The organism is Exiguobacterium sp. s39, from assembly GCF_018618925.1.
Taxonomy (GTDB): domain Bacteria; phylum Bacillota; class Bacilli; order Exiguobacteriales; family Exiguobacteriaceae; genus Exiguobacterium_A; species Exiguobacterium_A abrahamii.
Genome location: NZ_JACSNA010000006.1, coordinates 26,198 through 50,893, shown reverse-complemented (window position 1 = coordinate 50,893; position 24,696 = coordinate 26,198). Strand labels below are relative to the sequence as shown.

Annotated in this window: 26 protein-coding genes; 6 read left to right on the top strand and 20 right to left on the bottom strand. The window is 43.7% G+C overall.

Annotation, left to right across the window (positions count from 1 at the left end; genetic code table 11):
* The 13 genes from KNQ11_RS16235 to KNQ11_RS16175 form a co-directional block, all read right to left on the bottom strand.
* The coding region (locus tag KNQ11_RS16235; RefSeq protein ID WP_214772630.1) for a hypothetical protein at positions 1 to 218 on the bottom strand (218 nt) is incomplete at its 3' end.
* A 13-nt stretch (positions 219 to 231) separates the two neighbouring features.
* Positions 232 to 1,338 carry a lysozyme family protein gene (locus KNQ11_RS16230; RefSeq protein ID WP_050678820.1) on the bottom strand — a complete coding sequence of 369 codons (1,107 nt, stop codon included), beginning with the start codon at positions 1,336 to 1,338 and terminating at the stop codon, positions 232 to 234.
* The gene (locus KNQ11_RS16225; RefSeq protein WP_214772628.1) at positions 1,338 to 3,281 is read right to left on the bottom strand and encodes a VirB4 family type IV secretion system protein; all 1,944 of its coding nucleotides are present in this window, start codon (positions 3,279 to 3,281) and stop codon (positions 1,338 to 1,340) included. The genes KNQ11_RS16230 and KNQ11_RS16225 overlap by 1 nt, the downstream gene beginning before the upstream one ends.
* A 7-nt stretch (positions 3,282 to 3,288) precedes the next feature.
* Complete coding sequence (locus KNQ11_RS16220) at positions 3,289 to 3,924, bottom strand: hypothetical protein (protein WP_050678818.1); 636 nt, start codon at positions 3,922 to 3,924, stop codon at positions 3,289 to 3,291.
* A gap of 4 nt (positions 3,925 to 3,928) precedes the next feature.
* Positions 3,929 to 4,240 (bottom strand): DUF5592 family protein, encoded by a 312-nt coding sequence (locus KNQ11_RS16215; protein ID WP_050678817.1) that lies wholly within the window; start codon positions 4,238 to 4,240, stop codon positions 3,929 to 3,931.
* A 4-nt stretch (positions 4,241 to 4,244) separates the two neighbouring features.
* On the bottom strand, positions 4,245 to 6,149 hold the full coding sequence (locus tag KNQ11_RS16210; protein WP_050678816.1) for a pLS20_p028 family conjugation system transmembrane protein: 1,905 nt from the start codon (positions 6,147 to 6,149) through the stop codon (positions 4,245 to 4,247).
* Between the two features lie 26 nt (positions 6,150 to 6,175).
* A complete protein-coding gene (locus KNQ11_RS16205; RefSeq protein WP_050678815.1) occupies positions 6,176 to 6,592 on the bottom strand; it encodes a hypothetical protein in 417 nt (138 codons plus the stop codon).
* 19 nt (positions 6,593 to 6,611) lie between these two features.
* The gene (locus KNQ11_RS16200) at positions 6,612 to 6,863 is read right to left on the bottom strand and encodes a hypothetical protein (protein ID WP_029343409.1); all 252 of its coding nucleotides are present in this window, start codon (positions 6,861 to 6,863) and stop codon (positions 6,612 to 6,614) included.
* 12 nt (positions 6,864 to 6,875) lie between these two features.
* Positions 6,876 to 9,245: a VirD4-like conjugal transfer protein, CD1115 family gene (locus KNQ11_RS16195; RefSeq protein ID WP_214772626.1), complete on the bottom strand. Its 2,370-nt coding sequence runs from the start codon at positions 9,243 to 9,245 to the stop codon at positions 6,876 to 6,878.
* Between the two features lie 22 nt (positions 9,246 to 9,267).
* A complete protein-coding gene (locus KNQ11_RS16190) occupies positions 9,268 to 10,356 on the bottom strand; it encodes a hypothetical protein (RefSeq protein WP_214772624.1) in 1,089 nt (362 codons plus the stop codon).
* A 93-nt stretch (positions 10,357 to 10,449) separates the two neighbouring features.
* Positions 10,450 to 10,674 carry a hypothetical protein gene (locus KNQ11_RS16185; protein ID WP_050678812.1) on the bottom strand — a complete coding sequence of 75 codons (225 nt, stop codon included), beginning with the start codon at positions 10,672 to 10,674 and terminating at the stop codon, positions 10,450 to 10,452.
* A gap of 14 nt (positions 10,675 to 10,688) precedes the next feature.
* Positions 10,689 to 10,877: a hypothetical protein gene (locus tag KNQ11_RS16180; protein WP_214749308.1), complete on the bottom strand. Its 189-nt coding sequence runs from the start codon at positions 10,875 to 10,877 to the stop codon at positions 10,689 to 10,691.
* A 349-nt stretch (positions 10,878 to 11,226) separates the two neighbouring features.
* Positions 11,227 to 11,715: a helix-turn-helix domain-containing protein gene (locus KNQ11_RS16175; protein ID WP_214772617.1), complete on the bottom strand. Its 489-nt coding sequence runs from the start codon at positions 11,713 to 11,715 to the stop codon at positions 11,227 to 11,229.
* A gap of 290 nt (positions 11,716 to 12,005) precedes the next feature.
* On the opposite strand from KNQ11_RS16175, the gene KNQ11_RS16170 reads away from it, so the two are divergent.
* A complete protein-coding gene (locus KNQ11_RS16170) occupies positions 12,006 to 13,313 on the top strand; it encodes an HAD family hydrolase (protein WP_214772615.1) in 1,308 nt (435 codons plus the stop codon).
* 160 nt (positions 13,314 to 13,473) lie between these two features.
* Here the strand turns inward: KNQ11_RS16170 and KNQ11_RS16165 are convergent, their stop codons facing one another.
* Positions 13,474 to 14,052, bottom strand: a complete 579-nt coding sequence (locus KNQ11_RS16165) for a hypothetical protein (protein WP_214772614.1) — start codon at positions 14,050 to 14,052, stop codon at positions 13,474 to 13,476.
* Between the two features lie 167 nt (positions 14,053 to 14,219).
* Here KNQ11_RS16165 and KNQ11_RS16160 point away from each other — a divergent pair, with 167 nt between their 5' ends.
* The 4 genes from KNQ11_RS16160 (at position 14,220) to KNQ11_RS16145 (ending at position 18,332) form a co-directional block, all read left to right on the top strand.
* Entirely contained in the window at positions 14,220 to 15,074 is an 855-nt protein-coding gene (locus tag KNQ11_RS16160; RefSeq protein WP_119924048.1) for a ParA family protein, read from the top strand.
* Positions 15,075 to 15,077: 3 nt separating this feature from the next.
* The gene (locus tag KNQ11_RS16155) at positions 15,078 to 15,449 is read left to right on the top strand and encodes a DUF5388 domain-containing protein (protein ID WP_119924047.1); all 372 of its coding nucleotides are present in this window, start codon (positions 15,078 to 15,080) and stop codon (positions 15,447 to 15,449) included.
* Between the two features lie 706 nt (positions 15,450 to 16,155).
* Positions 16,156 to 17,490, top strand: a complete 1,335-nt coding sequence (locus KNQ11_RS16150) for a primase C-terminal domain-containing protein (RefSeq protein ID WP_214772612.1) — start codon at positions 16,156 to 16,158, stop codon at positions 17,488 to 17,490.
* A gap of 17 nt (positions 17,491 to 17,507) precedes the next feature.
* Complete coding sequence (locus tag KNQ11_RS16145) at positions 17,508 to 18,332, top strand: abortive infection family protein (protein ID WP_214772610.1); 825 nt, start codon at positions 17,508 to 17,510, stop codon at positions 18,330 to 18,332.
* Between the two features lie 17 nt (positions 18,333 to 18,349).
* Here the strand turns inward: KNQ11_RS16145 and KNQ11_RS16140 are convergent, their stop codons facing one another.
* The 4 genes from KNQ11_RS16140 to KNQ11_RS16125 all read right to left on the bottom strand — a co-directional run bounded on the left by KNQ11_RS16140 (position 18,350) and on the right by KNQ11_RS16125 (position 20,955).
* Positions 18,350 to 18,907 (bottom strand): recombinase family protein, encoded by a 558-nt coding sequence (locus KNQ11_RS16140; protein ID WP_214772608.1) that lies wholly within the window; start codon positions 18,905 to 18,907, stop codon positions 18,350 to 18,352.
* 217 nt (positions 18,908 to 19,124) lie between these two features.
* Positions 19,125 to 19,394: a type II toxin-antitoxin system RelE family toxin gene (locus KNQ11_RS16135; RefSeq protein ID WP_047395636.1), complete on the bottom strand. Its 270-nt coding sequence runs from the start codon at positions 19,392 to 19,394 to the stop codon at positions 19,125 to 19,127.
* Positions 19,391 to 19,615 (bottom strand): type II toxin-antitoxin system RelB family antitoxin, encoded by a 225-nt coding sequence (relB, locus tag KNQ11_RS16130; RefSeq protein WP_026829710.1) that lies wholly within the window; start codon positions 19,613 to 19,615, stop codon positions 19,391 to 19,393. Before relB ends, KNQ11_RS16135 begins: the two co-directional genes overlap by 4 nt.
* A 197-nt stretch (positions 19,616 to 19,812) precedes the next feature.
* The gene (locus KNQ11_RS16125; RefSeq protein ID WP_214772606.1) at positions 19,813 to 20,955 is read right to left on the bottom strand and encodes a copper resistance D family protein; all 1,143 of its coding nucleotides are present in this window, start codon (positions 20,953 to 20,955) and stop codon (positions 19,813 to 19,815) included.
* A 14-nt stretch (positions 20,956 to 20,969) separates the two neighbouring features.
* On the opposite strand from KNQ11_RS16125, the gene KNQ11_RS16120 reads away from it, so the two are divergent.
* On the top strand, positions 20,970 to 21,953 hold the full coding sequence (locus KNQ11_RS16120; protein WP_082202610.1) for a heavy metal translocating P-type ATPase: 984 nt from the start codon (positions 20,970 to 20,972) through the stop codon (positions 21,951 to 21,953).
* A gap of 200 nt (positions 21,954 to 22,153) precedes the next feature.
* Here the strand turns inward: KNQ11_RS16120 and KNQ11_RS16115 are convergent, their stop codons facing one another.
* The gene (locus KNQ11_RS16115) at positions 22,154 to 24,283 is read right to left on the bottom strand and encodes a heavy metal translocating P-type ATPase (protein WP_214725541.1); all 2,130 of its coding nucleotides are present in this window, start codon (positions 24,281 to 24,283) and stop codon (positions 22,154 to 22,156) included.
* Positions 24,276 to 24,644 (bottom strand): ArsR/SmtB family transcription factor, encoded by a 369-nt coding sequence (locus KNQ11_RS16110; RefSeq protein ID WP_017474136.1) that lies wholly within the window; start codon positions 24,642 to 24,644, stop codon positions 24,276 to 24,278. The genes KNQ11_RS16115 and KNQ11_RS16110 overlap by 8 nt, the downstream gene beginning before the upstream one ends.
* Positions 24,645 to 24,696 lie beyond the last annotated feature (52 nt).

The following is a 24,696-nucleotide window of genomic DNA, read 5'->3' as shown; positions in this document are numbered from 1 at the left end:
CTCTTCGAAATGATTGAATTTTGTTCTTGCTCTTGTTCATTAGTTGAGATGGACGGATCTGACACCGTCGTTTTTGGTAACACACTTTTCTCGTCTTTCTCGACGATTCGATGCGATTCATCTGCTGCCATCGAACGATATTGATAGACATTGGCACTGATCGACAGCAACAGACAGAACAACACGAGCCATAGGAGATGACGACTCGTCAATGCCATAGTTCATCCCTCCCTATAGCGAAAACAGTGGTGCCGGATCAATGTGACCGGACCAATCACTCGTCTTAAATTCGATGTGGAGATGATTCCCGGTCGAACGTCCGGTCGACCCACACATCCCGATCGCTTGTCCAGCTTCGATCTTTTGCCCCGTCTTAACCTGGCGTGCAGAAAGGTGGGCGTAAGCGGTGATCCAGTCGCCTTGTTTGATCTGAATCAGTTGCCCATACGGTCCGCGTAAACCGCTATAGGTGACGGTACCGGAGCGAACGGCGTGGACGGTATCCGTATCGTGGCAACTGAAATCGATGCCCGTATGGATATCCGTCTTTCCGAAAACGATCCGTGACCCGAAACCCGATGTCATCTGCAGTGGGATGTCGAGCGGAGCATGAAGTTTCCCTTTAATCGGTCCTGTCTTGCCTTCCGCTAGTACGGTCGGTGTCAGATAACGGAGGACAGCATCGACATATTCGATGTCACCGTAGCAGGCTTGATGCTCGATCGCGCTCGGACGATGACACTGATAGATGCCGCTCTTCTTGACGCGTTGGTACATCATCTGTGAAAAAGAAATCGCGAGTTGTTTCGTATAGCGTCCTCCATTTTCTTTGACGTAATCGATGAAGCCACCCCCGAAGTTGTAACTCTGGAGCGTCAGCTTGACGTCCTCGTTCGCTTGCCGGAAGACAGATGCGAAGTGCTTCACGCCGTAACGAATGCTCTCGTCAGGAGAGGTGATGCAACCAATCCGTCCGCACTTCGATTCACTCGCTTGCATCGGATCGTTCCCGCGTCCACCGCTTTCTTGCATCATCAACGCAAGGACGACGTTCGTCTGTCCCTCGAGTTGCTCCTTCTTCAATTCACGCGAAATCGCTTCCCGGTATTGTAGAACATCATCACTGACTTGTAGGCTTGCGTCCGAGTAAGCGATCGGTGTCTCCGTTGCTTGTTCGTTCTCGATCCCGGTCAACGTATCGAGAATCCCTGCGACGATGATGATCAGTAGGAGAATAAGAAGCGCGATTCCGAGAGCGATCAGACGATACTTTAAGGTCAGGAGCCGCCATTTCATCCGGACGGCGACGCGTGCCGACTGCCGGACCGTACTCCACATCAGGCACCACCTCCGAACAAGGTCAGCTCCTCAGGTGAGACATCAACATCAAAGATCAGCGTCTTCACACCGGAGATACTGAGGACGATCCGTCCCGTCTCGAGCGACGGGATCAACCGCGTCTCACTCTCCGTCAACTGTCCGTCGAAGACGGTCTGGATCGTCGGGATGCTCTCGGCATCCTGCTCGCCGATGAACTTATACTGCGTCAGCTGGAACAACGTCTTGACGTTCTCTGCGTTCTCCGACTTCGAACCGGTCGGGACGAAGTCCGTGATCAAGTGGGAGGCGAAGAAGATGCCACCGAAGTATTTCCGTGCTTCCCGCATGAACTGTTGTAGATAAAGGATCGCCGGTTGGGCGATGTCACGCGTATTGATTAGGTGATGTGCCTCATCGATGACAATCAGATATTTGAAAGCATCCTCAATCAATAGCTCACCCTGGTTGTAGCTACGGAGTTGTCCGGCACCGTTGAGGATCATCCCGTCCCACAGCATGTTCATCAGGTTGAAGACCTGTGCCTGAAAGATTTCGTCTTTCAGATTGGTCAGGTTGCGTAGCGGGAACGAGACAATCGCTTCCTCGTCAAATCGCTCGATCGAGGAATGCCCGTCGAAGATGTTGCCGTAGTTGTGAACGAGGTTCGTAATCGCGAGCTCGATATTCTCAAGACGGCGGACACGGTTCGTACTGATCGTCTCGCGGATCGTCGTCCGCGAATCGTCCGCATACAATTCAGAGCGGACGAGCGCTAAGAAGTCAGAGAAGACCGGATAGGTGTTTGCAGGGTGCGTCGTGATTGGCGCGTCACCGTCCTCATTCCAGAGCCCTTTCTCAAGGTAGAGTTGCCGGAGCAGGATTTCGAACTCGTTCGCTTCTTCTTGTGTAGCTGCTGGATTGATGTAGTGATAGAAGACCGCAATCTTCGATAGATGTTGCATGAACGAGAGTGCCTCATCCGACGAGCCGTCGGCATGTGTGACCGTCTTATAGACATGGAGCGGATTGATCCGTCCGGCAGAACCGTCAAGTGCGATCTCCTTTCCACCGAGCTGTCGTACGAGGTCGGAGAACTCGCCCGTCACGTCTAAGATGCGAACGTGATTCCCTTTGATCGCTTGATCGAGGACCGTCTTCTTGAGCAAAGTCGACTTCCCGGAGCCCATCTTACCGATCATCAAGGCGTTGTAGAACTTCCGCTGCTTGTCCTTGTGGAATAAGTCGAAGATGACGCTTCCGTTCGTATCGGTCGTCCCGTAATAGGTCCCAGTCGGATCCTGTAGCGACGTGAAATGAAACGGATAACCTCCTGCGATTGAGAGCGACGGAATCTCTTTCCCGCGACGACGGTTCGGTAGCTTTTGCTGTTGCTCATAGCTAAGGAACAGGCTTTGCCATTCCCATTCCTGTTCGTTCAGGAAGACGGTTGCACGGAAATTCCGTGCTTCGAGTTCTTCCATTACGTCCTGAACTTGGTGTTCGAGTACGTCGAGTGTCTTCGCTTTAACGTAGAGACGGAGATGCAGGTACTTCATCGTTTCGCCTTGCGTGATCTGTTCGTAGAGTTCATTCAATTCCTTATACGTTTCCCGCGCATCAATCCGGTCGACGTTATCCTTCGCATTCTCGAAGCGCGTATTCTGCTCGGCCATCGACTTGTTGATCGTCCGGATCATCTCCCGTTTGTCTGCCGTCCCGATGTCGAGCGTCGTCAGGACGCCAGGGAGATTGAGGATCGGTTCGAGCCAGAAGTCGTAGACGGTCGATTGATACTTATAGACATGGAGACAGGCGAGATACCCGTCACCGGTCCGGACATAGTTCGGCTCGAAGCGGAGTCCGCCTTGCGGCTGGATCGCTTGAACGAATGTCGGATTATAGCCGTCTTGTTGTTTGATTGTCTCCGGGTCCTGCTTCCGTAGAAAACGCGTACGCCACATGACGCCATCACTCCTTTCCGTCCTGAGTCGGTTTCGTATTCGGGTTGTGCAGCTGGAACAACACATGCATTTTTTGTTCTAGTGTCAGTTCGACCATCGGATTGCTGCGTCGAAGCAGTTTCGTCAATTGATGCTTTCGTTCCCGGAGCATCGCCTCATCCGGTGCATAAAAAAAGAGGAGATAATCGCGATTCGTGCGATGCTCCTCGAGGTAGATCAGTTCCTGTTTCTTCTTTTGCAAAAACGGATGATAGGCGGCGTTTTGATTTTGCCGAAGCTGTCGTTCGATGCGCTGTTTCTGTTTCTCCAAATTAAGCGGTGTATTGAGCGGAATCACCTTCAACGGATGAATATATGCCTGCAACAGATAGGCGAGGGAGAAGATATCATGGTCCTTCTCCGTCTCGGACAACCCGTAGATATCCTTTGAAGTCAGCTGAATGATGTCGCAGAATGTCCCGTCCTGCATCTCGAACCCATCGAGCGCCGTGGCATCAATGATTGGTAGCAGAGAGGCGACAGAAGGCGGGATCCGGATGCGTTTTTCCTTCCGTGTTGGAGGTGTCGTCAATTGCATCTCATCGAGCCAAGTAATGTCTGTCGTCGGAATTGTTTTAGATCGTTTCTCTTCCGATAAACTCATGCCATCACGCTCCTTTCGATCCGTCCTTACCGTCTGTCAATGCGATATACGTGTCTTTCTTCTTCATCAGCGCGTAATAGAGCACGTGAATCATCCGTTTCTCTGGATTCGTCGTTGGGCGGATGACGAGGAAGAGTCCGAACGCGACGAGGAAGAATGTGAATGGCAGATGTAAGGCGTCCGGGATGAACGGCAGGGCAATCAACCGGACGATGATCAAAGCGACGAGAAACAGTAAATCATAGAGATAGAGCATCTTATTGATCTTCAGCTCGGTCGTGACTTCGTTCGGAATCCGGTACTTGCGCTGTTGCATGGTCTCACTCCTTTTTCGGGTCTAGACGCGGGACATCGGTCGAGTACATCCGGGACGATTCTGACGTCACACGTGTCTGCGTTTGTTCGATGTGCTTGAGTTCTTTTTGTGTCGTCGTCTCCAGTGTCTGATAGATCGACTTTCGTTGCCGCTGTGTTCCGGATGATATCTCTTGCGACTCAGTGATAGAAGGTGAAGAATTGCTCGCGCCTGAAGAGGGTAGAGTATGTGATGTCTCTTTAGGTGTCGTGTTAGATGTTGATCCTGAGTGAATAGAAGATGGATTAGGTGCACGTGTTCCAATCGGTTGTTCCGACGGTGAAGTAGGTTGCGATGCGACAGTTGTTTCAGAGGTATTGAACGCATCAGGTGAAGTAGTTGGTTGTTCCTTCATCGATCCATCGGGCATCTTCGGTTGTGAAACAGGTGTTTGCGATGATGACGGAGTAGTCGCAGGTGATTGTGGTGAGATGGAGTTCGAACGGCTTGGCATGGACTCTTTTGATGTTGTTGCAGTCGGACTCTCCGAATTCGTGTCGTGCGTCGATAAATCAGTGGATTCAATGCGCTGGTTCTCTTGTCCGGTTGATCGTGAAGTGCGCTCTTGTACTTGCGAACGAACTGGCACACTATCGGACGAACGATCAGGACGACCCGTCGGTGTACCACCACCTGATGGCGGATTCGGTGGTAACTTTGTACTAGCAGCTTCTGAGGCAGATGAAGTAGTTGGTTGTGATGTTCTCTTCATCGTCTGTCCAGCGACACGAGCCCCGATTTTTGCCGTACCTTTCCCGACAGCATACGCACCAAGTGCGACACCCCATCCACGTTTCAGACCTGCATCAATCCCGAAGAGGCGTTCGACCATGTTTGGTCCATCAATCAAGGCAGCAGAGAAAGCAATCAATGCGATCAAATAGGCAAGACCGTCGAGTGTATCAGCAAGATAAGCCGTCCCAATCGTGTAGAGCTTAATCGAGACGAAAATCAAGATAATGACGAGGAACGTATTCAGGATGCTTTGAATGACCTTCTTCGTCTTTTGTCCGCTGTGTAAGTCAGCAGGGGCGACTAAAATCGCTAAAACATAATTAAAAGCCAACTCGAACGAAAGTCGAGCCAGCTTGTAGGCAATCGAGAAGAGGGTGAAGCCCATCACGCCAAGGGTGACAAGAATCGTCAGCCAGTTCGGATGATAGCGATAGTAGTATTGGTTGTTCCATTCAACACCGCTCTGGTCTAACTCGGCTTTGGTCATTTCTTTCCCGTTCCAAGCGAGCTTGTTCTGAGAAATATCTTCACCTTCTTTACTCAATCGATACTCATCGCTATCAAATACATCATTGATGTCTATATTCTTGATTTGGCTTGCTGGAATAGAGTTTGGGATTTTAATTTTTGTATCTTTGAAAGCAGTTTTATCGTATTCGACTAAATCATGTACATTTTTTTGGAGCACTGATTGCGATAGAGTATGATCCCGATTTTCATATACTCCATCTTGATTGATGCTTGTAATGGCTTTGTCTGTGAACTCACTTGTCTTTATCATTGTCGGAGATAACAACCCTAAAACTAACAAACTGATAAACAGATTGATGAGAAACCCTTCTCGATCAAATTTTTTCTGAAAAATCATCAAGTAACCGGTGAATAAAAAGCTCCCGGCTAAAATGACATATAAAAAAGGTTGAATCGTCTGAACGAATTCAACCACTTGAGGATTATTAAAGAATGATTTTATGAGGAGTATGTCGTTTGTAATCTGTTCAAGACCATCGATGATGAAGGAGAGACCTCTAACGAGAAGCCAACCAATAGAACGAAGCGCATCTCTCACCAAATCACTGATGCTCAGTAAGTCTTGAAATTCCTCCAGTTTGGATGCTAGATCTCCATTAGCCATGATGGTCCTCCCTTCTCTGTCTGCTTTTAATTAATAAAAGAGGTTACTTCATCTTCGATTGCCTTGTCATCTAACGTAGTAAGGTCGAGAGAACGAACTAATTTACCATTCTCTAGTTTGTACAGACGACCACCTTTTAATTCTCCATGTTCATCTGTAGCACGATTTTCTAAATCTTTTCCGTTAGGTTGAAAAGGATTAAATAAGTTTACTTGTACATCTTCTTTCTCAGCGATGTCCTTCACTTTATCTACATAAGGCTCAAATTCTGCTTTACTGTCGCTATCAACAAGTAAGAAATTGCTTTGATCACTATCTTTTAGTTGATCAATTTCTTTTACAGAAACTTGTTTAAGAGACTTTGCTTCACTATTTTCACTACAACCGACCAAAAGTAACGCAGAGGAAATCAATAGTCCGGAGAGTACTCGTTTCGCTTGCATGCCTCCACCCCTTTTCCGTTTATAACACCTGTTCCGGATCCGTTAAATCGCCATTACTGACGTGAACCCGGAAATCGAATGTGTCTATAAGCGTAACAGTTTTTCGGTCGCCTGAGTCTGGGTCTTCTTCCTCAAATACGACGAGGAATCCGTCCCGAGTCTGGATATTCAAGACTTCACCACGACGGAGGCGTTTCTTGTTCTCTTTGATGATGGTCGCGATGACGCGGAGCTCACGCTGGACGCGTTCGGTGCGTGTCAGTTCTGTCATATGATGCCCTCCTTAGACGCCATGACCGAGTTTCTCGAGTCGTTTACTGATGATTGTCTTCAAAAAGTGACGCTGGTTGTCGGTCACAGGTATTGTTTTATCCAGGATGCCTTGCTCGAACAGATCAATCGGTAACGTATCGTATTCTGTCGTCTCGAAGATCGAGCGGAGAATTTTCGGCTGCAGGACATCGCAGACGCGCCATTCTGTTGCATCCGTTGTCTCCTCATCCGTCTCAACCGTTTTCGGTGCAACTGAGACGCCGAAATGGAACGGGACACGAAGTGTATTCAGGTCAAGATGGGCATGCGCGCAGGCAATGACGAGATCGTTGATGGAACGGTCCGTGTTAAAGTCATCCGCCAAGTATTCATAGCGGTATTTCATCTCCGTCCGTCCGGTCAGGAAAAGGGGATAGGACTGGATCCGTTTCTGTTGTTTGTCTTGCCGTTTGATGACGCGGATGATCAACATCTCACCTTCCCTTAATCCCATCACCTCGGTTGCCGTCAATAAGCGGCGACCATCGACACTCTCCGTCTTCGACTTTGAGAGCGAGAACGTCTGTCCGGAACGAGACTTCGTGACAATCGTCTGCTCCCCGAGTTTCTTCGAAATCAATTCTGCCGTCGACTCATCTGCTGTCAATAGGTAGTGCGTGTTCCCGCAGTTCCCGTCGATCGTCTTCCAATCCTCCCCGTAGAGGTTCTCGAGTTGGGCATAAGATTGGATGACGAGGTTGAAGCGGATGTTCCGGCCGAGACAGACGGTGATGATGTTCGCCATCCCTTCGATCGCTGGCATGTTCCCAAATTCGTCGAGTAGGAAGATGACCTGGCGTTCACAACGTCCACTCGTCGATTGTGAGGCGACGCGAGCGAGCGAGGTATAGACTTGTTTGACGTACAGCGAGGCGATGACGTTTAGCGTCGGATCGTAATCCGGAACGATCAGGAACACGGCGACGGGGCACGGATGCTGCCGAATCTCCCATATGTCGATTGGTGCATCCGTTGTCCAGTCGAAGACACCGTCCGTCTCGTCTCTCCAACCTGAGAGTGACACGGTGTACTGCTGTCCTTCACTTTCTACGGTGATATCGGTATCCACTTCGAGGGTTTCTTCGTGATGGAGTACAAAACTCCCGTCGTCGTCCGTCGTCAAGGCGAGTTGTTTCCCGCTTGGAAAGTAGAACGTCAACCGTGACAAGGGAAGGGCGCGTCCGCGAATCCAACGGTTGAAACCGATCAGTTTCATATTAAGGGAGTTTTGTGCCGTTAAGCGTGCCGTCGCATCAAGAGTGAAAATTCCGAGCTTAGCATTCGTATTGGCGAGGATGCTCGCGCGCGTCTGCCCACCGGAGAAATGAAGTGTCGCGTACTGCATACGTGCCGGATGATTCTCCGGAAACGATGCGAAGAAGGCATCGAGTGCCGATTGTTCCTGTCCTAATTCATCGATGATCGTCCGTGAGCCGAGATCGGACAACATCAAAGCGACGTTATACATCGTGATCTTCTCCGGTTCGTGTTTCGCTTGCTCACATAACCCGAGAATCAGGGCGGTACAGAGGTCTGTCGAGGAGTTACTCCAGAACGGATCCTTTGCCTTCGGATCATGGTAAAGCATATAGGCGACCGAACGGGCATACTGTTGGGCGAGGGAGTAGTTTTCGTCCAAATAGGCGTCGATCGTCAGCTGTAACAGATTGTAGGACATAGATTGCGATGGATTCATCAGGTTCAGGACCTCGACCTGATAGCCGCGTGCTTCGAGTGTCTCTTTGGAGGCGGCGAATAGTTCACCCTTCGGATCATTGATGATCAGGCTCGCTTGGCGTTCGGCACGACTGTAGAGATCGATCGTCGAGAAGACGAACGTCTCACCCTTCCCGGATCGGGTCGTCCCGATGACGAGATTGTTGACAGCACTGTCATCAATGTAGAGGCGATCACGATAGCGCCCGACCGGGACACCCCCGGATCCACTGTATGCCTCTTTACAATCTGGAACATCGCGATACTGCTGTTTCAGCTCTTGGAACGTCGTGAAGCGGGCACTACCTTTCTGTGCTGCCTTGAGATCGCGGAAGTTGAGCCAATACTTTAATAAGAGAACACCACCTAGGAGGAAGCAGACACCGAACAAAGCGAAAGCGAAGGAGGTCGACCAGGCGAGCGTCGTCCACCAACTCGATTCGTACTGTAGCGGGGAACCGGTCGTTAACTTCCCGTCTTGAAAGAGATTTTGGATTGTTTGTTGTAAGAACTGAAATGCTACGTTGAGTACTAAGAACAACACAGTCGGTAAAGCAATCAAAAAGGCAAGACATCGCCACAGCCAAGCGGATGTAACGAGAGAACGAAGTGAGAAGTTAATCATTATTTCAGTCACCACACTTTCATTAAAGAAGAGAAGAGGCTTGTCTTTGCTTCGCTTCGAGCGACGCATTGAGCTTTTCGAGCTCTTTTTTGTCCGTCTTCTTGGATAACTGTTGCTTTTGATCCTCGAGTGCTTGAATCTCTTCATCCAACTGGACGAGTGTTGCTACTTGCTCCTTCAATTCTTCGTTGTGTACCATCTTGATACTTTCTTGTGCTTTCGTTACATCTTTCAATGCGATGTAGGCGCGTGTTTTAGCTTCCTGACGTGCTGTCGTCATCTCGACGTCCGTAAGCGAGACGGCGCGTTTATAGTCTTTCTGCAAGATAGCAAGATCGAACGTTCCTTCGTCCGTCGGATAAACGGCTTGGAAGGCTTGTAGCGTATCCTGACGATTGGTCACGAATCGTTTCGACTGCATGATGATCGTCTCGACATCGATTGGATCCTTCGTCACGGAGACTGCTTGGTCGTAGTCCTGTTCTTCGACATACTGCGTAATCAGGAATTGCTGTTGTTCGTTATTCAGCGACTTTTGTTTTTCTAGGCGTTCGACGAGTGAATCCGTTTCTCCCGTTAATGCTGCTTCATAGAGCGGTTGCCAATCGGATGTTTCCGCTTGGACACCGCTTGGTGGATCCGGCTGAACGAGTTGGACAACGGACAACGCACCGAGGAGTAACAGACTCACACCACTGACGCCGTAAACGAGACGACGTTGTCCGCGACGCAAGCGGGAGATATGTGTCGTATCCTGATGTTGCTGAGTTACCGCTATCATCGTCTTATAGGATTCTGGTGTCAAACGTTCCAAATTCTCGAGCAATAGGATCTTCTTTGTTGCATCCTCCTTCCGGATCCGGATGCGTGGGATTCGGTCCTTCAGCTGCAAATAAAGGTTCGGATAGGTCGAATCACCGAACTGGAACGTTCCTTTGTAAACGAGTTGGTCAGCATCATCAAAGATTCGGAACTCACTCGCGAAGCGTTCGTTCGCTTGTTGGGCTTCCTGATGGACTTGTGTCGATAATAAAAGCGCCTCCTCATAAGGGAGACGCTCATAGTTCGGAAAGGCTTCTTTCGGTATATCCGTGAAACGGACGAAGAGCATATATTCTCCTCCTTTGAAGCGAGACATCGCAACGAAAGCAATAAAAAAAGCCATCCAATTTTGGAATGACATCTGTGCAATCACTTTTTTAGCTTAGAATTTGATGTTGTCGTTGACCATCTCAGCCAGCGTAAAGGCACCCATGACGATTATCAGACCGACGGCACCACCGACGAGCCAACCGACTGCTTTCGATCGTCCACGATCTCCCCCGAAAATAAAATAGAAGCCACCAACTGCGAAAGCGATGGCTGCCGCGATGACAGCCAGTCCTTGAAAGAACTGGAGTAAGCTGAGTCCTGTCTCATTCAATCCCATCTGTTTTCCTCCTCTCAATCCCGTGACGCGGATGCAGGCGATGTGAAGTTTAGTTTCGAGTCGAGTGCTTCCAAGATCAGTTCCTGGTTTTCTTGGATGACGAGCTGATGCTGAGCGTCGAGCCACTCCTCATAGTCTTTCCCTTGGATTCGGAGCAACTTCTCAGCAAAGGTCTTGTTCTGCTTCTGTTCACGTGTCGGCATAACATACACTCCTTCCTTGAGGTCGATGCGCAGCAGCACATCCTTAAAGACAGTCGGAGGCAAGCAGGACGGTGGGTTTAGAGCGCGTTCTCCCACGAACTCTGACATCCGATATCGGGCGTCTGTCTAGGGTTTTTCGATGACCCTCAACGAATGCGTGACCTATGAGCGAGTTTTAGGCGACTCTCGCCAAACCATTTCTGCGTATATCCCGCTCACCCGGTCACTCGTGAGGGACACGCCGATATATGATTATAAAGACTGTCCTTAGCGATATGTTGCTACGGTCATCAATTCCTCTTCTTAATTGTTGGTAGGTTTCATAAGTAGATAGATGCACACGGATGTCTCAGTGATGGACCAGTCTGCGACGTGAGACGTAAATCAGTTCGTCATCCGGATGCTTCCGTTTTGCGATGACTTGATTCTCACCGACTACCGTCCGGATCCGATAATAGAGTTGTGCGATTTCTTGAGTCTTTTTGCTTTCTTGTTCAATCGCGATTCGCCCGTGCAGTTGATATGTCTTGCCATCGAACGTACGGACGGAATCCGCTAACGGGAGTTCTGCTAGATCGAAACGTTCCTGCTTCAGATGCGACCAATTCCGTTTCTTCTCCATCCTCAAGTCGAACTCATCCCAAGGAATGGATCCCAATGTCTGTTCACAGGCTGTCGCGAGAATTTTGACATCGAGTATCGTGGGGATAGAGCGACTTCGTTCATAGGCACTGATGGCTGCCTGGGAGATTTCCCCGTACGTCCTCTCCGCCAACTCGACCTGACTCCAACCATGTTCCAGACGTTCACGCCGTAACCACTCTCCGAATCGGTACATACACATGCTCCTTTCCTTCGAGAACCCCGTTATGACAATGTATTCCTGGTGATAGTTAGAATATAGCAGATTATTCTGTCAATTCAACAAGTATTTAATATAACTTTTACATTACAGATTTATCAATTGACAAAGTTGTTATTTATCAACAAAAAATGATTAAATATCAATATAAACTATTATTATTGACTTGAAAATGTAAAATGAATTTATCAAAAAACATTTAGTTACGTAATCAAATATAGAATCTTCATTTGAAAAATCAAATTAAAATCTTTGGAGTTGAGAAAATGACTAATGAAATATCCGAATTCACGATAGAGTATCTATTGATAGTAGATTCTGCAAATAATTTTTGTTCTAATATAGATTTATTTAATAGTTTAATCACATCATATGCAGATATAACATTTAATGAGGAAAACGATAAAATTTTTTATAATGGATTAACTATTCTATATAAAGTTCATTTACTTCCTTTGAACGAGCAAAAAGATAATACTAAAAATGTATTTAATATTTATTTCACATGTGAAAACGTAGAAGAAATAGAGAAATTTAAAAAGTTTATCAGTAAGGTTGTAGGATTACTACGTAAAGTTTCTGAAAGCGGTGGTCCATATTTATTAAGAGATGATATAAATGCTTATTATTCTAGAAATGCTTATGCTAAAGTTCACGAAATTGAGAATTTGATGAGGAAGTTAATTAATAAATTTATGGTATTAAATGTGGGTACTGAATGGACTAAAAATTATATTCCTAGTGGATCACCAAAAGAGAATGATACAACAAAGTACTTACAGAGTCTAAACATAAATCAACTAAGTGACATACTATTTGTTGAGTATTCTCCTAATAAAACAGAAGAGTTGTTAATAAAAATCAAAAACGCTAATGAAATAAAAGATATTTCTTTAAATGATTTAAAAAAGTATGTAAAACAATCTAACTGGGATAGAATTTTTAAAGATAAAGTGGAGTTTTCGGGAGAGTTTATTAAAAGTAAATGGGAAGACATCTGTAAAATAAGAAATATAATCGCGCATAACAAACCATTATCTATTGACAATTACAATAATCTTTTGGTGAGTACTGAAAAAGTAAAAGAAAAATTAAATGAGGCGATTTTTAACTTAGATAAAATCAAAATTCCAGAAGAAGAAAAGGTAACAATTTCAAAACATTTGGTTCCTGATGAAGTAGATAATTTATATCACTTTGAACTTGAAAGACAGTTAGAATTAGTGTCCCTGAGCGATTTAATGGAGCGATTAACGGTTATTGAATGGAGAATTATAAAATTAATCGATCAAGACTTAAAAGAGCGTTTTGATTCTCTAAATGATAATGAAAAAAATATAGAGGCATCTTCACTATCTTCAAAAATGAGAATAGATTATCTCCAAAAGAATAAGGAGCTAATACCTTACAAAGTATTAAAAGATATTCAGTTGTTGTTTAATATTCTTCCTAAATTTAAAGAACAGGCAAAAAGATTACCAAATAAAGAATACGAAGCTCTTTTTTATAGGTTAGATAAGATATCTGAAAGAGTAAAAAAATATTTAATTGCTCGTACCTTTGATTTGGATTGAAATTAATATTATAGTATCAAAAAGATTTGTTAATAAATAAAATACAATACTTCTAAAAATAACACCTCCTCATGTCTATATCGAAAGAGGGGGTGTTATTTTTAAGCAAATTTTTTATGAAACACAGCCTTAGTAATTAGCTTCAGTTTTAGATTGTCAGTTAGATATAGTAAGAAGTTTCTTCATCAAACCAGCTTGAACTTTCTTGAATAACATCCTCTAAAGTTTGAACTTGAATAAAAAATTGTTCAAAAAATCCTAAATCAATTACCTTTAATTTTTTTTGAGAAGAATCCCAAAAAATTTGATCTAATTTTTTGTCTACATTGTCTAAATACTTAGATGCAGCCTCATGAACAGATAGCAAATATTGTTCCTTAATAATTTTTAATTGAGTAAGGTCTATTTTTTTATTAATCAAAAGTTCTTCTAAAGAAATACCGTTTACTTTTTCCATTAAAAGAAAATGGTTTTTTTTATAAGCATACAAAGTCGGATAGAAAGAAGAATCTTCAAGCTTAAGTAAAGCTTCAATATCTTGATCTTGCTTACCTTTAGCTGTAAACACTTTTAAAATCAAATTTTCATTATTAAAGCTAATGTTTTCAATGTCAGATCGTGAGCCATCAATGAGATATGGAGTGTAATTATGTTTTTCTAATAAATTCATTTTATTACTAGATGCTTCTTTGGTCTCTTCAGATAAATGCTCGAATTTTTTGGTATAAATAATAGACATACTTAAGCTCCTTGTATTGGTAATTTTCCCTATTTATTAGGGGGTATCGTTGCTTTTATACTACTACAGCTATTTCAGATTCACCTTTTTAATTAAAATCTACATGTAGACTCAAGTCGAAAACATTGATAATCTTTAACTATCAACTAGTAAAAGGAGCAATGATCATGGCGACGAAACTAGATTTGTCTCAACGCAAAGCAATCACGGTCACGTTCGGGAACTTTAAAGGTGGTACTGGTAAAACGACCAATAGTACAATGCTAGCTTACGCACTTGCCAAAAAGGGTTACCGTGTACTACTATGCGATCAGGATCCGCAAGCAAATGCCACAGCATTGTTTTTAAAGACAAAATCAATGCTTGAAGATGAAGTGTTTACGTTTGAACAAACTTTAATGGCTGCCATGCAAGAAGGTGACTTAAGCAAGATCGTTACTGAGATTAAGAGTAATCTTTATCTACTCCCTTCTTTCAGCGATTTCGCTCAATATCCTAAATTTCTTGAGAAAAAATTTGAGAATGAAGTCGATCGTATTACATATCTCTCGACATTGCTTGAGCCATTAAAAGATGATTTTGACTTCATCTTTATTGATGTTCCGCCCACGATCTCTATCTATACTGATGCTGCTCTCTATGCATCGAACTTCGTTGTAGTGGTTTTACAAACGCAAGAACGTAGTCTACAAGGGGCTGAAGTCTTTACACAATACCTTCAGGATCTATTAAATGACTATGACACGGACTTTGATGTTCTAGGCATCTTACCGGTTCTTCTGAAAAATGGAGCAGCTGTGGATCTTGCAACTCTTGAGAGTGCAAAAGAAATCTTCGGAGAGAACAACTTGTTCGAAGGGGTCATTAAAAACATGGAACGCTTAAAGCGTTATGATGTCGAAGGAATTAAAGAAGATGATATGCACGATCGTCGTGTCATGAGCACATATGATTCAGTGGCTGATGAATTTTTATCACGACTTGAGTATGAATTAGCTTATGCAGAACAAGAGGTGGAATAAAGAATGGTGAATAATCAAAATCAACCTCAAAGAAAGCGTCTACTTGAGCGTAAATCAGTGGCTACACCACAGAAGACTTATTCTCCGGAAGACGTAGTAGTTGAGAGTAATCCAATTGAATCCAAAGAAGAGGTAACTCAATCCAAGCGTAAAAAGACAACACAACGAGCAGTGACAAATGGAAGTACAACCGTTCGTGTGTCCACAAACACTAAAAATCAATTGGCTGCGCTGGTTACGATGGGAATGGGAGAGTCAGTTGACGCAGTCATTTCGACGTTCATTGACGACTACGTCGAAGGTATGGCGAGTGATCAGAAAAAAGAATACCAAATTCTGAAAGACATCATGATGATGAAAACGCGCAAATCATAAAAGAGACTCTGCTGAGAGTCTCTTTTTTTAGGAAAAAATAACACTAAAAACTGATCAGTCCAAACACGTCTACATGTAGACGCATCTACAAATCTACAAATCTACATGTAGACGCATCTACAAATCTACAAATCTACATGTAGACGCATCTACAAATCTACAAATCTACAAATCTACATGTAGACGCGACATTTTTTGAATCCATTGGTACGTAAGGGATTAGACGATGTCCGATGACATCTACATGTAGACGCATCTACAAATCTACAAATCTACAAATCTACAAATCTACATGTAGACGCATCTACAAATCTACAAATTTACATGTAGACTAATCTACAAATCTACATGTAGATTTCAAACCTAAGCTTATAAAAAAACCTGTTGTGAAGCCGTTTTTTTTATGAAATGATACAGATAGTTGTAAACAGAAAGCATCTCTTCACGCAAAAAAATCTGATAACAAAGGTTATCAGATCCTTGATGCAACTGACCCGCCAGTCAGGAGTGCATCGATTAAACATCGCGAGCAGCACAGAAAAAAGATTCAAAAAATAACTCTTTACGACGTGAAAAAATTCACGCTTCGTTGAGGGCTCTTTCTTATGCACTGAAATTAACTTCAGTGTAGCATGACGCAATTTTAGAGACAATTCTTTTTCGACATAAAACTAAATCATAAATCAATCAGAAAGGAGGAAGACGAATGGAGTCTTTACGTCAGTTGTATCGTGATCAGTTAACGGAAGCACCAAAGCGCGCGTCTCAAAAAGAACAAAGCGGTCCAAGCAACCATTTAGGTTGGGTCTTTGTTTGCAACGACTTCGCGCAGCCAAAAGCAGTCCGTACATACAGCTCATTGTTTCAAGCACAAGCTTCAGCAACGTACTTCACACCGAATACATTCTATCGTAACGATCAGCGTCATGCGGGAACGTTGCGCTGGCTAAATGCACTTGTCATTGATATTGACGTCAAGATTGCCAAGAACGCTGGCATGATCTATCCGGATGTGATGGAAATGGTCACAACAGCAGGTCTTCCGACTCCTTCTTTGATTGTCCAAACGCCATCAGGTGGCTTCCATGTGTACTGGTACCTGGCGGAGCCACGTCGTGCATTTCCAAAAGTCGTAGAACATTACAAACGAATTCAACAAGCGATTGCTGAAGAGCTGTCAGGTGATCTACAGGCTGTAGGTGCTGAACGGTGGTTCCGTTTACCGACGCCTCAAAACACTGTACATCGGTCTGCAGAGCGTGTTTCTTTTGACGCGCTTTGTAATTGGTATTCGGAGCGCAATGAAGAGCTATTACATCAACGAAAAGTCATGGTACGTAAGCAAGACATGATGCAACATCCTGCGATCCAGTCCCTCCTTCAAGGTGTTGAGCAAGGACGACGTGATAACACATGCTATACCTTGGCATTAGCTTTCAAAGCGACAGGATACTCAGAAGAAGATACGCAAATCTATTTGTATGCTTGGAATGAACGAAATACACCGGCTATGCGTCAGCTTGATGTTAAGCGAAAGGTTAAGAGTGCCTTTAAAGAAGGCGCACCACTAGGTCCTTCTGCGTACTGGATTGAGACATTGTCTGGAATGGAGTTTAAATATCAACTTTGGGAAGGTGCAAAGCCGCGAGAAGAGCGTACATATAGTCATTTAGAAGAGTGGAAAGAAGACGTCCTATCTATTTTAAGAGAAAATGGAGGGATTCTTTGCGGTGCACAGCGTGACATTGCCAAGATAATCTATTCTTCAGTAGACAAATCTAAAGCGATTTCATACGCGACGTTTAAACGAGTAATTGAACTCTTGATTCAAGAACACTTGATCGAAAAGACGGTTGAAGGAAGAGGTCGTGCAGCCTGTACAACGATCAAGATAATTAGTTATAAAAACGTTATTCAGTTCCCCAATGTAATCAAAAGTAATGGGCTCAACCCGTATACATTCATAGATACGGTGGTGGGCGGGTCTCTTTATCAGAACTACGGTACTAGAAATAATATTGATTGCTTTAATACTACTTAGATAGGAGTTGTCCTGTTATGCGTTTTATCTCTCTTGATACTAGTATTATTGTGTCCTTCGCTCGACTTTTTGAACAATCTTCTTTGGTTTATCGTAAGCCTAGTCATAGTGAAATTAGTAAGGTGTTGCAAGATCTCAATATTGCTGATCTTGATCCTAAGATTGCAGATCCAAGTTTAAATAAAGTGAAACGGGTAGAGTTTCTTCTGTATACTCTAACGTCTGATGACATCGACAGTACTAAAGGACAGGATTTATTCTTTCGTTTATTAGATCTACTTCGTGGTTATGGAGGATTTAGAGCGGATTCGGATAATTATGTAGGCAAAGAAGCATTCGAGAATTTTAAATACGTTTTAAAGTCTTCTGGTATTTTCATTGATGATGGAGGCAATATTATTCCAGTTATTCTTGATAATTTGACTGAATCTGAATATGAAGAAGCATTACTTAAATATATACGTCGTGCTAAAAAAGGATCTATGGATGCTGCTTTGCTCGTTGGAACAAGTAAAGATTTATTAGAAGCAGTCTCTTATCACGTAATTTTTAAAAAGATGGGAACATACAAGCAAAAGCATTTTCCTACCCTTTTAGGTCTGGCTTTCAATTGTTTGGGTATGACAACACCAGCGGATAAAGGAGAATTTTCTCATGTGGAAAGAATGGAGTCTTCTTTCTATGAATTAGGCTGTTCGATAAATAATTTAAGAAATCGAGAAGGGACTGGTCATGGAAGACCGTTTCTTCCGTCAATAGCAGATCATGAAGCGACTGCAGCGATTGAATCAATGGGGATGATTTCTGAGTATATGATGAAGAAACTTGAACAGAGTCATTAACCAAAACAAGCAGAACTTCATTTATGTTGTTCTGCTTGTTTTTTGTATTTGTAGAATGTGGCACGTGAGATATTCAAAGTACGAGTGATGTCTTCAACAGTCATATTTGCTTCATACATCATAAAAGCACGATCTAATATATCTTGATTAACAGGATTGCGTCCGCCTAGACGCCCACGACTTCTAGCTGCTTGCAATCCAGCTTTTGTACGCTCTCGAATCAACTCTCGCTCCATTTCTGCTAATCCAGCCATCATAGTGAAAAATAACCGTCCAGCTGCAGTGGAAGTATCTACACCTAACGTGAGTATTTGAAGATTAATTCCGCGATCCCTTAAATCGTCAATTAGTTCCAGAAGTTTTTTCGTAGTTCTACCTAATCGATCAAGCTTCCAAACAACTAGAGTATCACCTTCGCGTAAGTAGTCGAGGCATTTTTCGAACTCAGGTCGTTTTTTTACACTAGATGCTTTTTCTTGAAAAATTTTCGTACAACCGGCTTTTTCTAGTTCGTCTAATTGCAGATCTAGATTTTGATCCGACGTTGAAACGCGAGCGTAACCAATTTTACTCATAAAAATCCTCCGTTTGTATTTTTACTCAATTATACCATCAAAAAACAGACATTGATAAAAAGATAGGTTAATGAACAATGTGAGTAAAATAAAAAGAGCTGTTTAAAGCCCTTTTTATTTTACTCAATGTAATAAAGTGAATATGTCTGTTTAACGGTCGTTTTAAAAACAAAAAAAGAAAACTCACATATTTCCTCAGATGTGAGTTCTACCTGTCTTATTTATAGATATCACGACGATGCCCGATCTCGAGAATCAAAATCACGACTTTTTCATCTTGAATGTCAGCAATCAGACGATAATCACCGATGCGATACCGCCATTCACCCGAGCGATTCGAGACGAGTCCTTTACCATGACGACGCGGATCATCCGTCCCGACCAGATTCTTCTTGATCCAGGACATGATGATCCGCGCTTGTTGAGGATCCATCTTCTTGAGAGACTTTTGAGCTCCGCGCTCAAACTCTACCGTAAATGCTGTCATTCTAAATCAAGTTCCTTCATCATATCGTCGAAAGAGATCGCTTCTGATTTTTTACGGTGTGCTGCCATCGAATCATGATAGAGTTGTAAATCGATTTCGTCTTCGATGCGGTCGAGGACGGCATCGCGAACGAGTGTAGAAATCGTGATGTTTTTTGCCTTCGCATATTCTTTGATGAGTCGTGTATCCTGGTCATCCAGACGTACGGAAATGGTACTCATGATTATCAGCTCCTTTGTAATACATTGTAATACATATTCCAGTAGTAGTCTAGAAATGGCACCGATTTAAAATAGGATTGAACCTGTTATAACTAGTATGAAAATGATGAATAAGTATGAAAAAAGAAAGACTGCTGTATCGCATGCCTTTCTTTTTGTATAAGACGTCGCACACGCTGAAATGCTCATGTGGAGGATCATAAATACACGGAAATACTATACAACGCTGCGAAAAATAATGAGATCGAGACGCCTAATCCAAGATAGAGGGTCTTGATGGAGTCTTGGGTTGATCGGATGACGTACACCAACAATCCCACGAAAAGGAGGCTGATTGCCATCAAGAAGAGGGATATCATGGTCGGCTCGAACCGGATATCAGAATAGGTGAAACGCAAGCTAGGGAAAAGAAACCCTGACAGTGGACCAGCCCCGCTGGATTGAAGAGTATCCTTGATCGAGTGAGGGGGTTCCTGTTGACCGAGCCACGCAGTCGCTGTGAAGAGAAGCAGGATCAAGATGCCTTCCATGCGCATCCGCATCCGTCGGACTTCAAACGATCGTTCAGGAGACGCGTAACTCCACTTCCCGTTCATGATACCGATGATCAGCACGGGTAGAATCAGAACGTGTTTCCAGAGTAAGGCTTGTCCATACGGTAAAATCCAGGAATCGGAATACTCCTCTACCTGCACGACGACAGACATCAGATAGATGCCGGAACCGACGATCAGTAAGAAACATAGCGTCACGAGTGGTTTGAACCATTCGAGGAAGATGCCCCAGTTACGGTCTGATGGACTCCAAAAGCCGAGTATGAGCAATCCACCGGTCCAGATGAAGACGGCGAGTGCGTGAATAGAATGTACGAGCATGCCTTCTGCCCCTTTGATGCTAGAGGCGTGCCCGGACCACGCGAACGTAACGACCATCGCCATAACAAGGAATACCCCTAGTTTTATATGTCCAGGACTGAGTGATGAACGATTGATGACGATGAGAAGGAGTACACTCCAGAGAGCCATCAGAATCCAAGCGTTCCCTGCCTCGAATGTAAGTAACACGGATTGCAGTGTTATCCAAAAACCGATCTCTTCATATAAATACAGTACGATTCGTAAGACGGACAGGGAAAAGGATAACAGCATCAGCACGATGAGCATGCGAACCCAGCGGATTGAAAGCGATACGTCAGGTCGGTAAGAACGAGGGATGAGCTGGACGGAAAAGAAACCGATCAACAGCGCAAGACAACCGTAGAGGAGCGTATCGCCGATCAGATAGAGCGCGGTCATCGCTTCCGCCCCTTCCCGATAAATCAGATCAGCTCGTCCAAACATTCACCGTTTCCGGGATGGACTGTAGTAGCTGTGCTAAGACGATCGAACAACACTTTCAAAAGATGCAAAATGTCCAGACCGTCACAGTTTCGTTTGCCCGTGGGGAGATGGAAATCGACCATCAGCTGGATGCTCGACAAGTCCAAAGCGAGCTGAACAAGATCGGTTTCGATGGATACGTCAAGGGAAAGAAAACGTCCGAGGCACCGGTCCGGTCGTTCGAGGGGATCTCCTTGATCCTGTCCGGGATTTTGATTGGTCTGGGATTGCTCATCCAAACGAGCGGAGTAGCGTATCTTCCGAATGTTTTGTACGGTATCGCCTTGATCCTCAGTGGGGGGAGAGTTTTCCGGAGTGCCTATTATGCCGTCCGTGCCCGCTCACTCGACATGAAAGTATTGATGAGCGTAGCAGCCATCGGTGCCGCATGTATCGGGGAGTGGCTCGAGGGAGCGACCGTCGTCTTCCTCTTTGCCATCGGCAATTTGCTTCAGAATCGCTCCCTTGCGCGGATGCGCAATTCCATTCAGAAACTGATCGAACTGTCTCCGAAGGAAGCCTTCGTGCTGACGGACGGGGACGTTAGACGTAAACCGGTGGAAGCGGTGCGAGTCGGAGAAATCCTCCGGATTCGACCAGGTGATCAGGTTGCACTGGACGGCACGATCCTGAACGGGACGACGACCATCAATCAAGCACCGATCACGGGCGAATCGATTCCTGTCGATAAGAAGGAAGGCGATCACGTATTTGCCGGAACGCTCAACATGGATCGTTCGTTCGACATGATCGTCGAGAAGACGTATCAAGAGACGACGCTTGCGCACATCATTGAACTGGTCGAGGAAGCGCAGGATAATAAAGCACCGAGTGAAGCGTTCATCGATCGTTTCGCGAAAGTGTATACACCGTTCGTCTTCCTAGGTGCATTGTTGCTGATGATCGTCCCACCTTTACTCCAACTTGGTAGTTGGGGAGAGTGGTTCTATAAGGGGTAGCGTCAGGAAAATGCGGATTTACAATGCTAAGGAAATTCCCATACTAAAAAGCCAAATTTCTCAACATCAATTGAGAAATTTGGCTTTTTCCGTTGCTCAGTTAAAGCGTCCTTTAGTTGTATATTTCCTGTTAATATCCCTTTTGAAGCATAACATTGTTTTCAATGATCGCACCCGATAGTTGACGCCCATTTTAGAACCTATTCTTTGATTTTCAATAAGCGTAAACTGTTTAATGTTACAAGTAAAGTTGCTCCCATATCAGCAAATATAGCTATCCAAAGTGTTAACCAACCGGGCATGACCAAAAGTAATGCCACTAATTTAATCGCCAAAGAGAAGGTAATGTTTTGCTTGATGATTGCTAAAGCCTTACGGCTTAATTTTATTGTATATGGCAATTTACTCAAATCATCAGACATTAAGGCGATGTCAGCCGTTTCTAAAGCTGTATCAGTTCCAGCACCACCCATTGCTACACCAACGGTAGATGCCGCAAGGGCTGGAGCATCATTCACGCCATCTCCGACCATCCCCACACTTTGATGTTTTTCTCGAAGTTCTTTAATAAAATTAAGCTTATCTTCTGGAAGTAAGTCAGCTTTAATATCCGAAACACCAACTTGTTTTCCGATGGCTGTTGCCGTTCTTTGGTTATCGCCTGTTAGCATCACTGTTTCGATTCCCATATTGTTCAACTTGCCGATAACTTCTTTAGACGATTCCCTCATTTCATCGGCTACGGCAATAAACGAAAGGATTTCTTTTTCTGTTCCTAACACCATCACCGTTTTACCTTGAGTTTGCATATCGGCAATTTTTTCTTTCCTATCGCTTGAAATGCTTCCGTGTAATTCCTCAAAAAGATTTGGACTTCCCACATAATACATTTCATTATTTATTTTGGCTTTAACGCCTTTACCTGTAATGGATTGAAAATCCTCTACTGTTACTTCGTTGAATTTTAATCCATTTTCTTCTGCTTTTCGCATAATCGCTGAAGCAAGAGGGTGCTGTGATCCTTTTTCAATGGCTGCTGTTATGGTCATTAATTCATTTTCATTTCTACCATATGTCACAATGTCTGTTACAGCAGGAATCCCTTTGGTTAATGTTCCTGTTTTATCAAAGGCTATCGCTTTTAAGTGTCCTGCTTCTTCTAAATGGATACCACCTTTAATTAAAACACCATTTTTCGCTGCATTTCCTATTGCTGTAACCACAGCAACTGGAGTTGAGACTACTAAGGCACAAGGACAACCAACCACTAATACAGCTAAGCCTTGATAAATCCATTGGCTCCAGTCTCCGCCAAATAATGGTGGAACTACCGCAATTAAAAGAGCTAGTATGACAATAGCTGGTGTATAGTATTTTGCAAATTTATCGACAAACGCTTGAGAAGGGGCCCGTTCTGCTTGGGCTTCTTCTACCAAGTGAATGATTTTTGAAAGAGTAGTATCTTCAACTCGTTTTGTTACTTTAACCTCAAGTAACCCTTCTTCATTCAAGGTTCCTGCAAATACTTCATCATTTGTGGTTTTCGTTACTGGAACACTTTCACCTGTAATCGCAGCCTGATTTAATGTCGATGTACCTTTAACCACTATTCCATCCATTGCTAACTTTTGACCGGGCTTAACAATCATGATGTCTCCAACTTGAATATCATCAACATGAATCATCATTTCTTCATTGCTTCGTCGAATTAACGCTTCTTTTGGGGCAATATCCATTAAAGATTCAATAGATTGACGTGCTTTATCCATTGAATAACGCTCTAATGCTTCACTAATCGCAAATAGGATAACAACGGTTGCCCCTTCACCCCATTCACCAATGATTGCAGCTCCTATAATTGCAATAGTCATAAGCGTATTCATATCGAAATTTAATCTGCTTAGATTTTTGAGACCTTTAATGAATAACGAATATCCACCGATTAAAATGGACGCTGCATAACCAATTGTCGGTAGAACATGCTCTTCACCATACTGCTCTCCTAAGAACCAGCTAACTACAAGTAAAAGAGCTGATATATATACCTTAATGTTTTCTTTCTGCTTCCAAAAAGGTTCTCGTTCTACCCTTTGTTCTTTTTCATCTCGAATTTTTAAATTTTCAAATGCTCCTGCTTTTTCTAATTCTTCAATGGTTGTCGTCCCTTTAACATAAACTTTAGATGCTCCGAAATTTACTTTCGCATCCTGAACACCGGGAAGTTCTTTAACATTATTTTCAAAAATGGCTGCACAGTTAGTACAAGTAAATCCTTGAACACGATAGGCTTTCATTTCTTCTTCAGACAGTTTTGCTTTCCCACTAGACATTGATCTTCACCTCTTTCTTATGTGCCAATGCAATCATCATAATTTGTCTGATATGCTCATCATCTAATGAATAAAATGCAAGTTTTCCCTCTTTTCGAAACTTAACAATCCCTTGCTTATGGAGCGTTCGCAGGTGATGAGAGGCATTTGCAACCGTAACACCTATAATATTTGCTATATCACACACACACAGTTCGTCATCTTGACATAAAGCATAGGTAATTTTTGCTCTATTTTCATCTGCAATAGCTTTTAACATTTGGGCAACACTAGAAATATCTACTGTCTGTAAATTACCTTGTATTCGATTGACCTTTTCTTCGTCATAACAATAAATTTCACAAGTATCTTTCTTAATCACATTCTCACCCCAATATCATTCAAGTGTTTATTTGAATATAGTATAACCATTT

Coding starts and splice junctions, on each gene's coding strand:
- KNQ11_RS16230 (WP_050678820.1), bottom strand. CDS start 1,338: ATGTGGAGTACGGTCCGGCAGTCGGCACGCGTCGCCGTCCGGATGAAA.
- KNQ11_RS16225 (WP_214772628.1), bottom strand. CDS start 3,281: ATGTGGCGTACGCGTTTTCTACGGAAGCAGGACCCGGAGACAATCAAA.
- KNQ11_RS16220 (WP_050678818.1), bottom strand. CDS start 3,924: ATGAGTTTATCGGAAGAGAAACGATCTAAAACAATTCCGACGACAGAC.
- KNQ11_RS16215 (WP_050678817.1), bottom strand. CDS start 4,240: ATGCAACAGCGCAAGTACCGGATTCCGAACGAAGTCACGACCGAGCTG.
- KNQ11_RS16210 (WP_050678816.1), bottom strand. CDS start 6,149: ATGGCTAATGGAGATCTAGCATCCAAACTGGAGGAATTTCAAGACTTA.
- KNQ11_RS16205 (WP_050678815.1), bottom strand. CDS start 6,592: ATGCAAGCGAAACGAGTACTCTCCGGACTATTGATTTCCTCTGCGTTA.
- KNQ11_RS16200 (WP_029343409.1), bottom strand. CDS start 6,863: ATGACAGAACTGACACGCACCGAACGCGTCCAGCGTGAGCTCCGCGTC.
- KNQ11_RS16195 (WP_214772626.1), bottom strand. CDS start 9,245: ATGATTAACTTCTCACTTCGTTCTCTCGTTACATCCGCTTGGCTGTGG.
- KNQ11_RS16190 (WP_214772624.1), bottom strand. CDS start 10,356: ATGCTCTTCGTCCGTTTCACGGATATACCGAAAGAAGCCTTTCCGAAC.
- KNQ11_RS16185 (WP_050678812.1), bottom strand. CDS start 10,674: ATGGGATTGAATGAGACAGGACTCAGCTTACTCCAGTTCTTTCAAGGA.
- KNQ11_RS16180 (WP_214749308.1), bottom strand. CDS start 10,877: ATGCCGACACGTGAACAGAAGCAGAACAAGACCTTTGCTGAGAAGTTG.
- KNQ11_RS16175 (WP_214772617.1), bottom strand. CDS start 11,715: ATGTACCGATTCGGAGAGTGGTTACGGCGTGAACGTCTGGAACATGGT.
- KNQ11_RS16170 (WP_214772615.1), top strand. CDS start 12,006: ATGACTAATGAAATATCCGAATTCACGATAGAGTATCTATTGATAGTA.
- KNQ11_RS16165 (WP_214772614.1), bottom strand. CDS start 14,052: ATGTCTATTATTTATACCAAAAAATTCGAGCATTTATCTGAAGAGACC.
- KNQ11_RS16160 (WP_119924048.1), top strand. CDS start 14,220: ATGGCGACGAAACTAGATTTGTCTCAACGCAAAGCAATCACGGTCACG.
- KNQ11_RS16155 (WP_119924047.1), top strand. CDS start 15,078: ATGGTGAATAATCAAAATCAACCTCAAAGAAAGCGTCTACTTGAGCGT.
- KNQ11_RS16150 (WP_214772612.1), top strand. CDS start 16,156: ATGGAGTCTTTACGTCAGTTGTATCGTGATCAGTTAACGGAAGCACCA.
- KNQ11_RS16145 (WP_214772610.1), top strand. CDS start 17,508: ATGCGTTTTATCTCTCTTGATACTAGTATTATTGTGTCCTTCGCTCGA.
- KNQ11_RS16140 (WP_214772608.1), bottom strand. CDS start 18,907: ATGAGTAAAATTGGTTACGCTCGCGTTTCAACGTCGGATCAAAATCTA.
- KNQ11_RS16135 (WP_047395636.1), bottom strand. CDS start 19,394: ATGACAGCATTTACGGTAGAGTTTGAGCGCGGAGCTCAAAAGTCTCTC.
- relB (WP_026829710.1), bottom strand. CDS start 19,615: ATGAGTACCATTTCCGTACGTCTGGATGACCAGGATACACGACTCATC.
- KNQ11_RS16125 (WP_214772606.1), bottom strand. CDS start 20,955: ATGTTTGGACGAGCTGATCTGATTTATCGGGAAGGGGCGGAAGCGATG.
- KNQ11_RS16120 (WP_082202610.1), top strand. CDS start 20,970: ATGGACTGTAGTAGCTGTGCTAAGACGATCGAACAACACTTTCAAAAG.
- KNQ11_RS16115 (WP_214725541.1), bottom strand. CDS start 24,283: ATGTCTAGTGGGAAAGCAAAACTGTCTGAAGAAGAAATGAAAGCCTAT.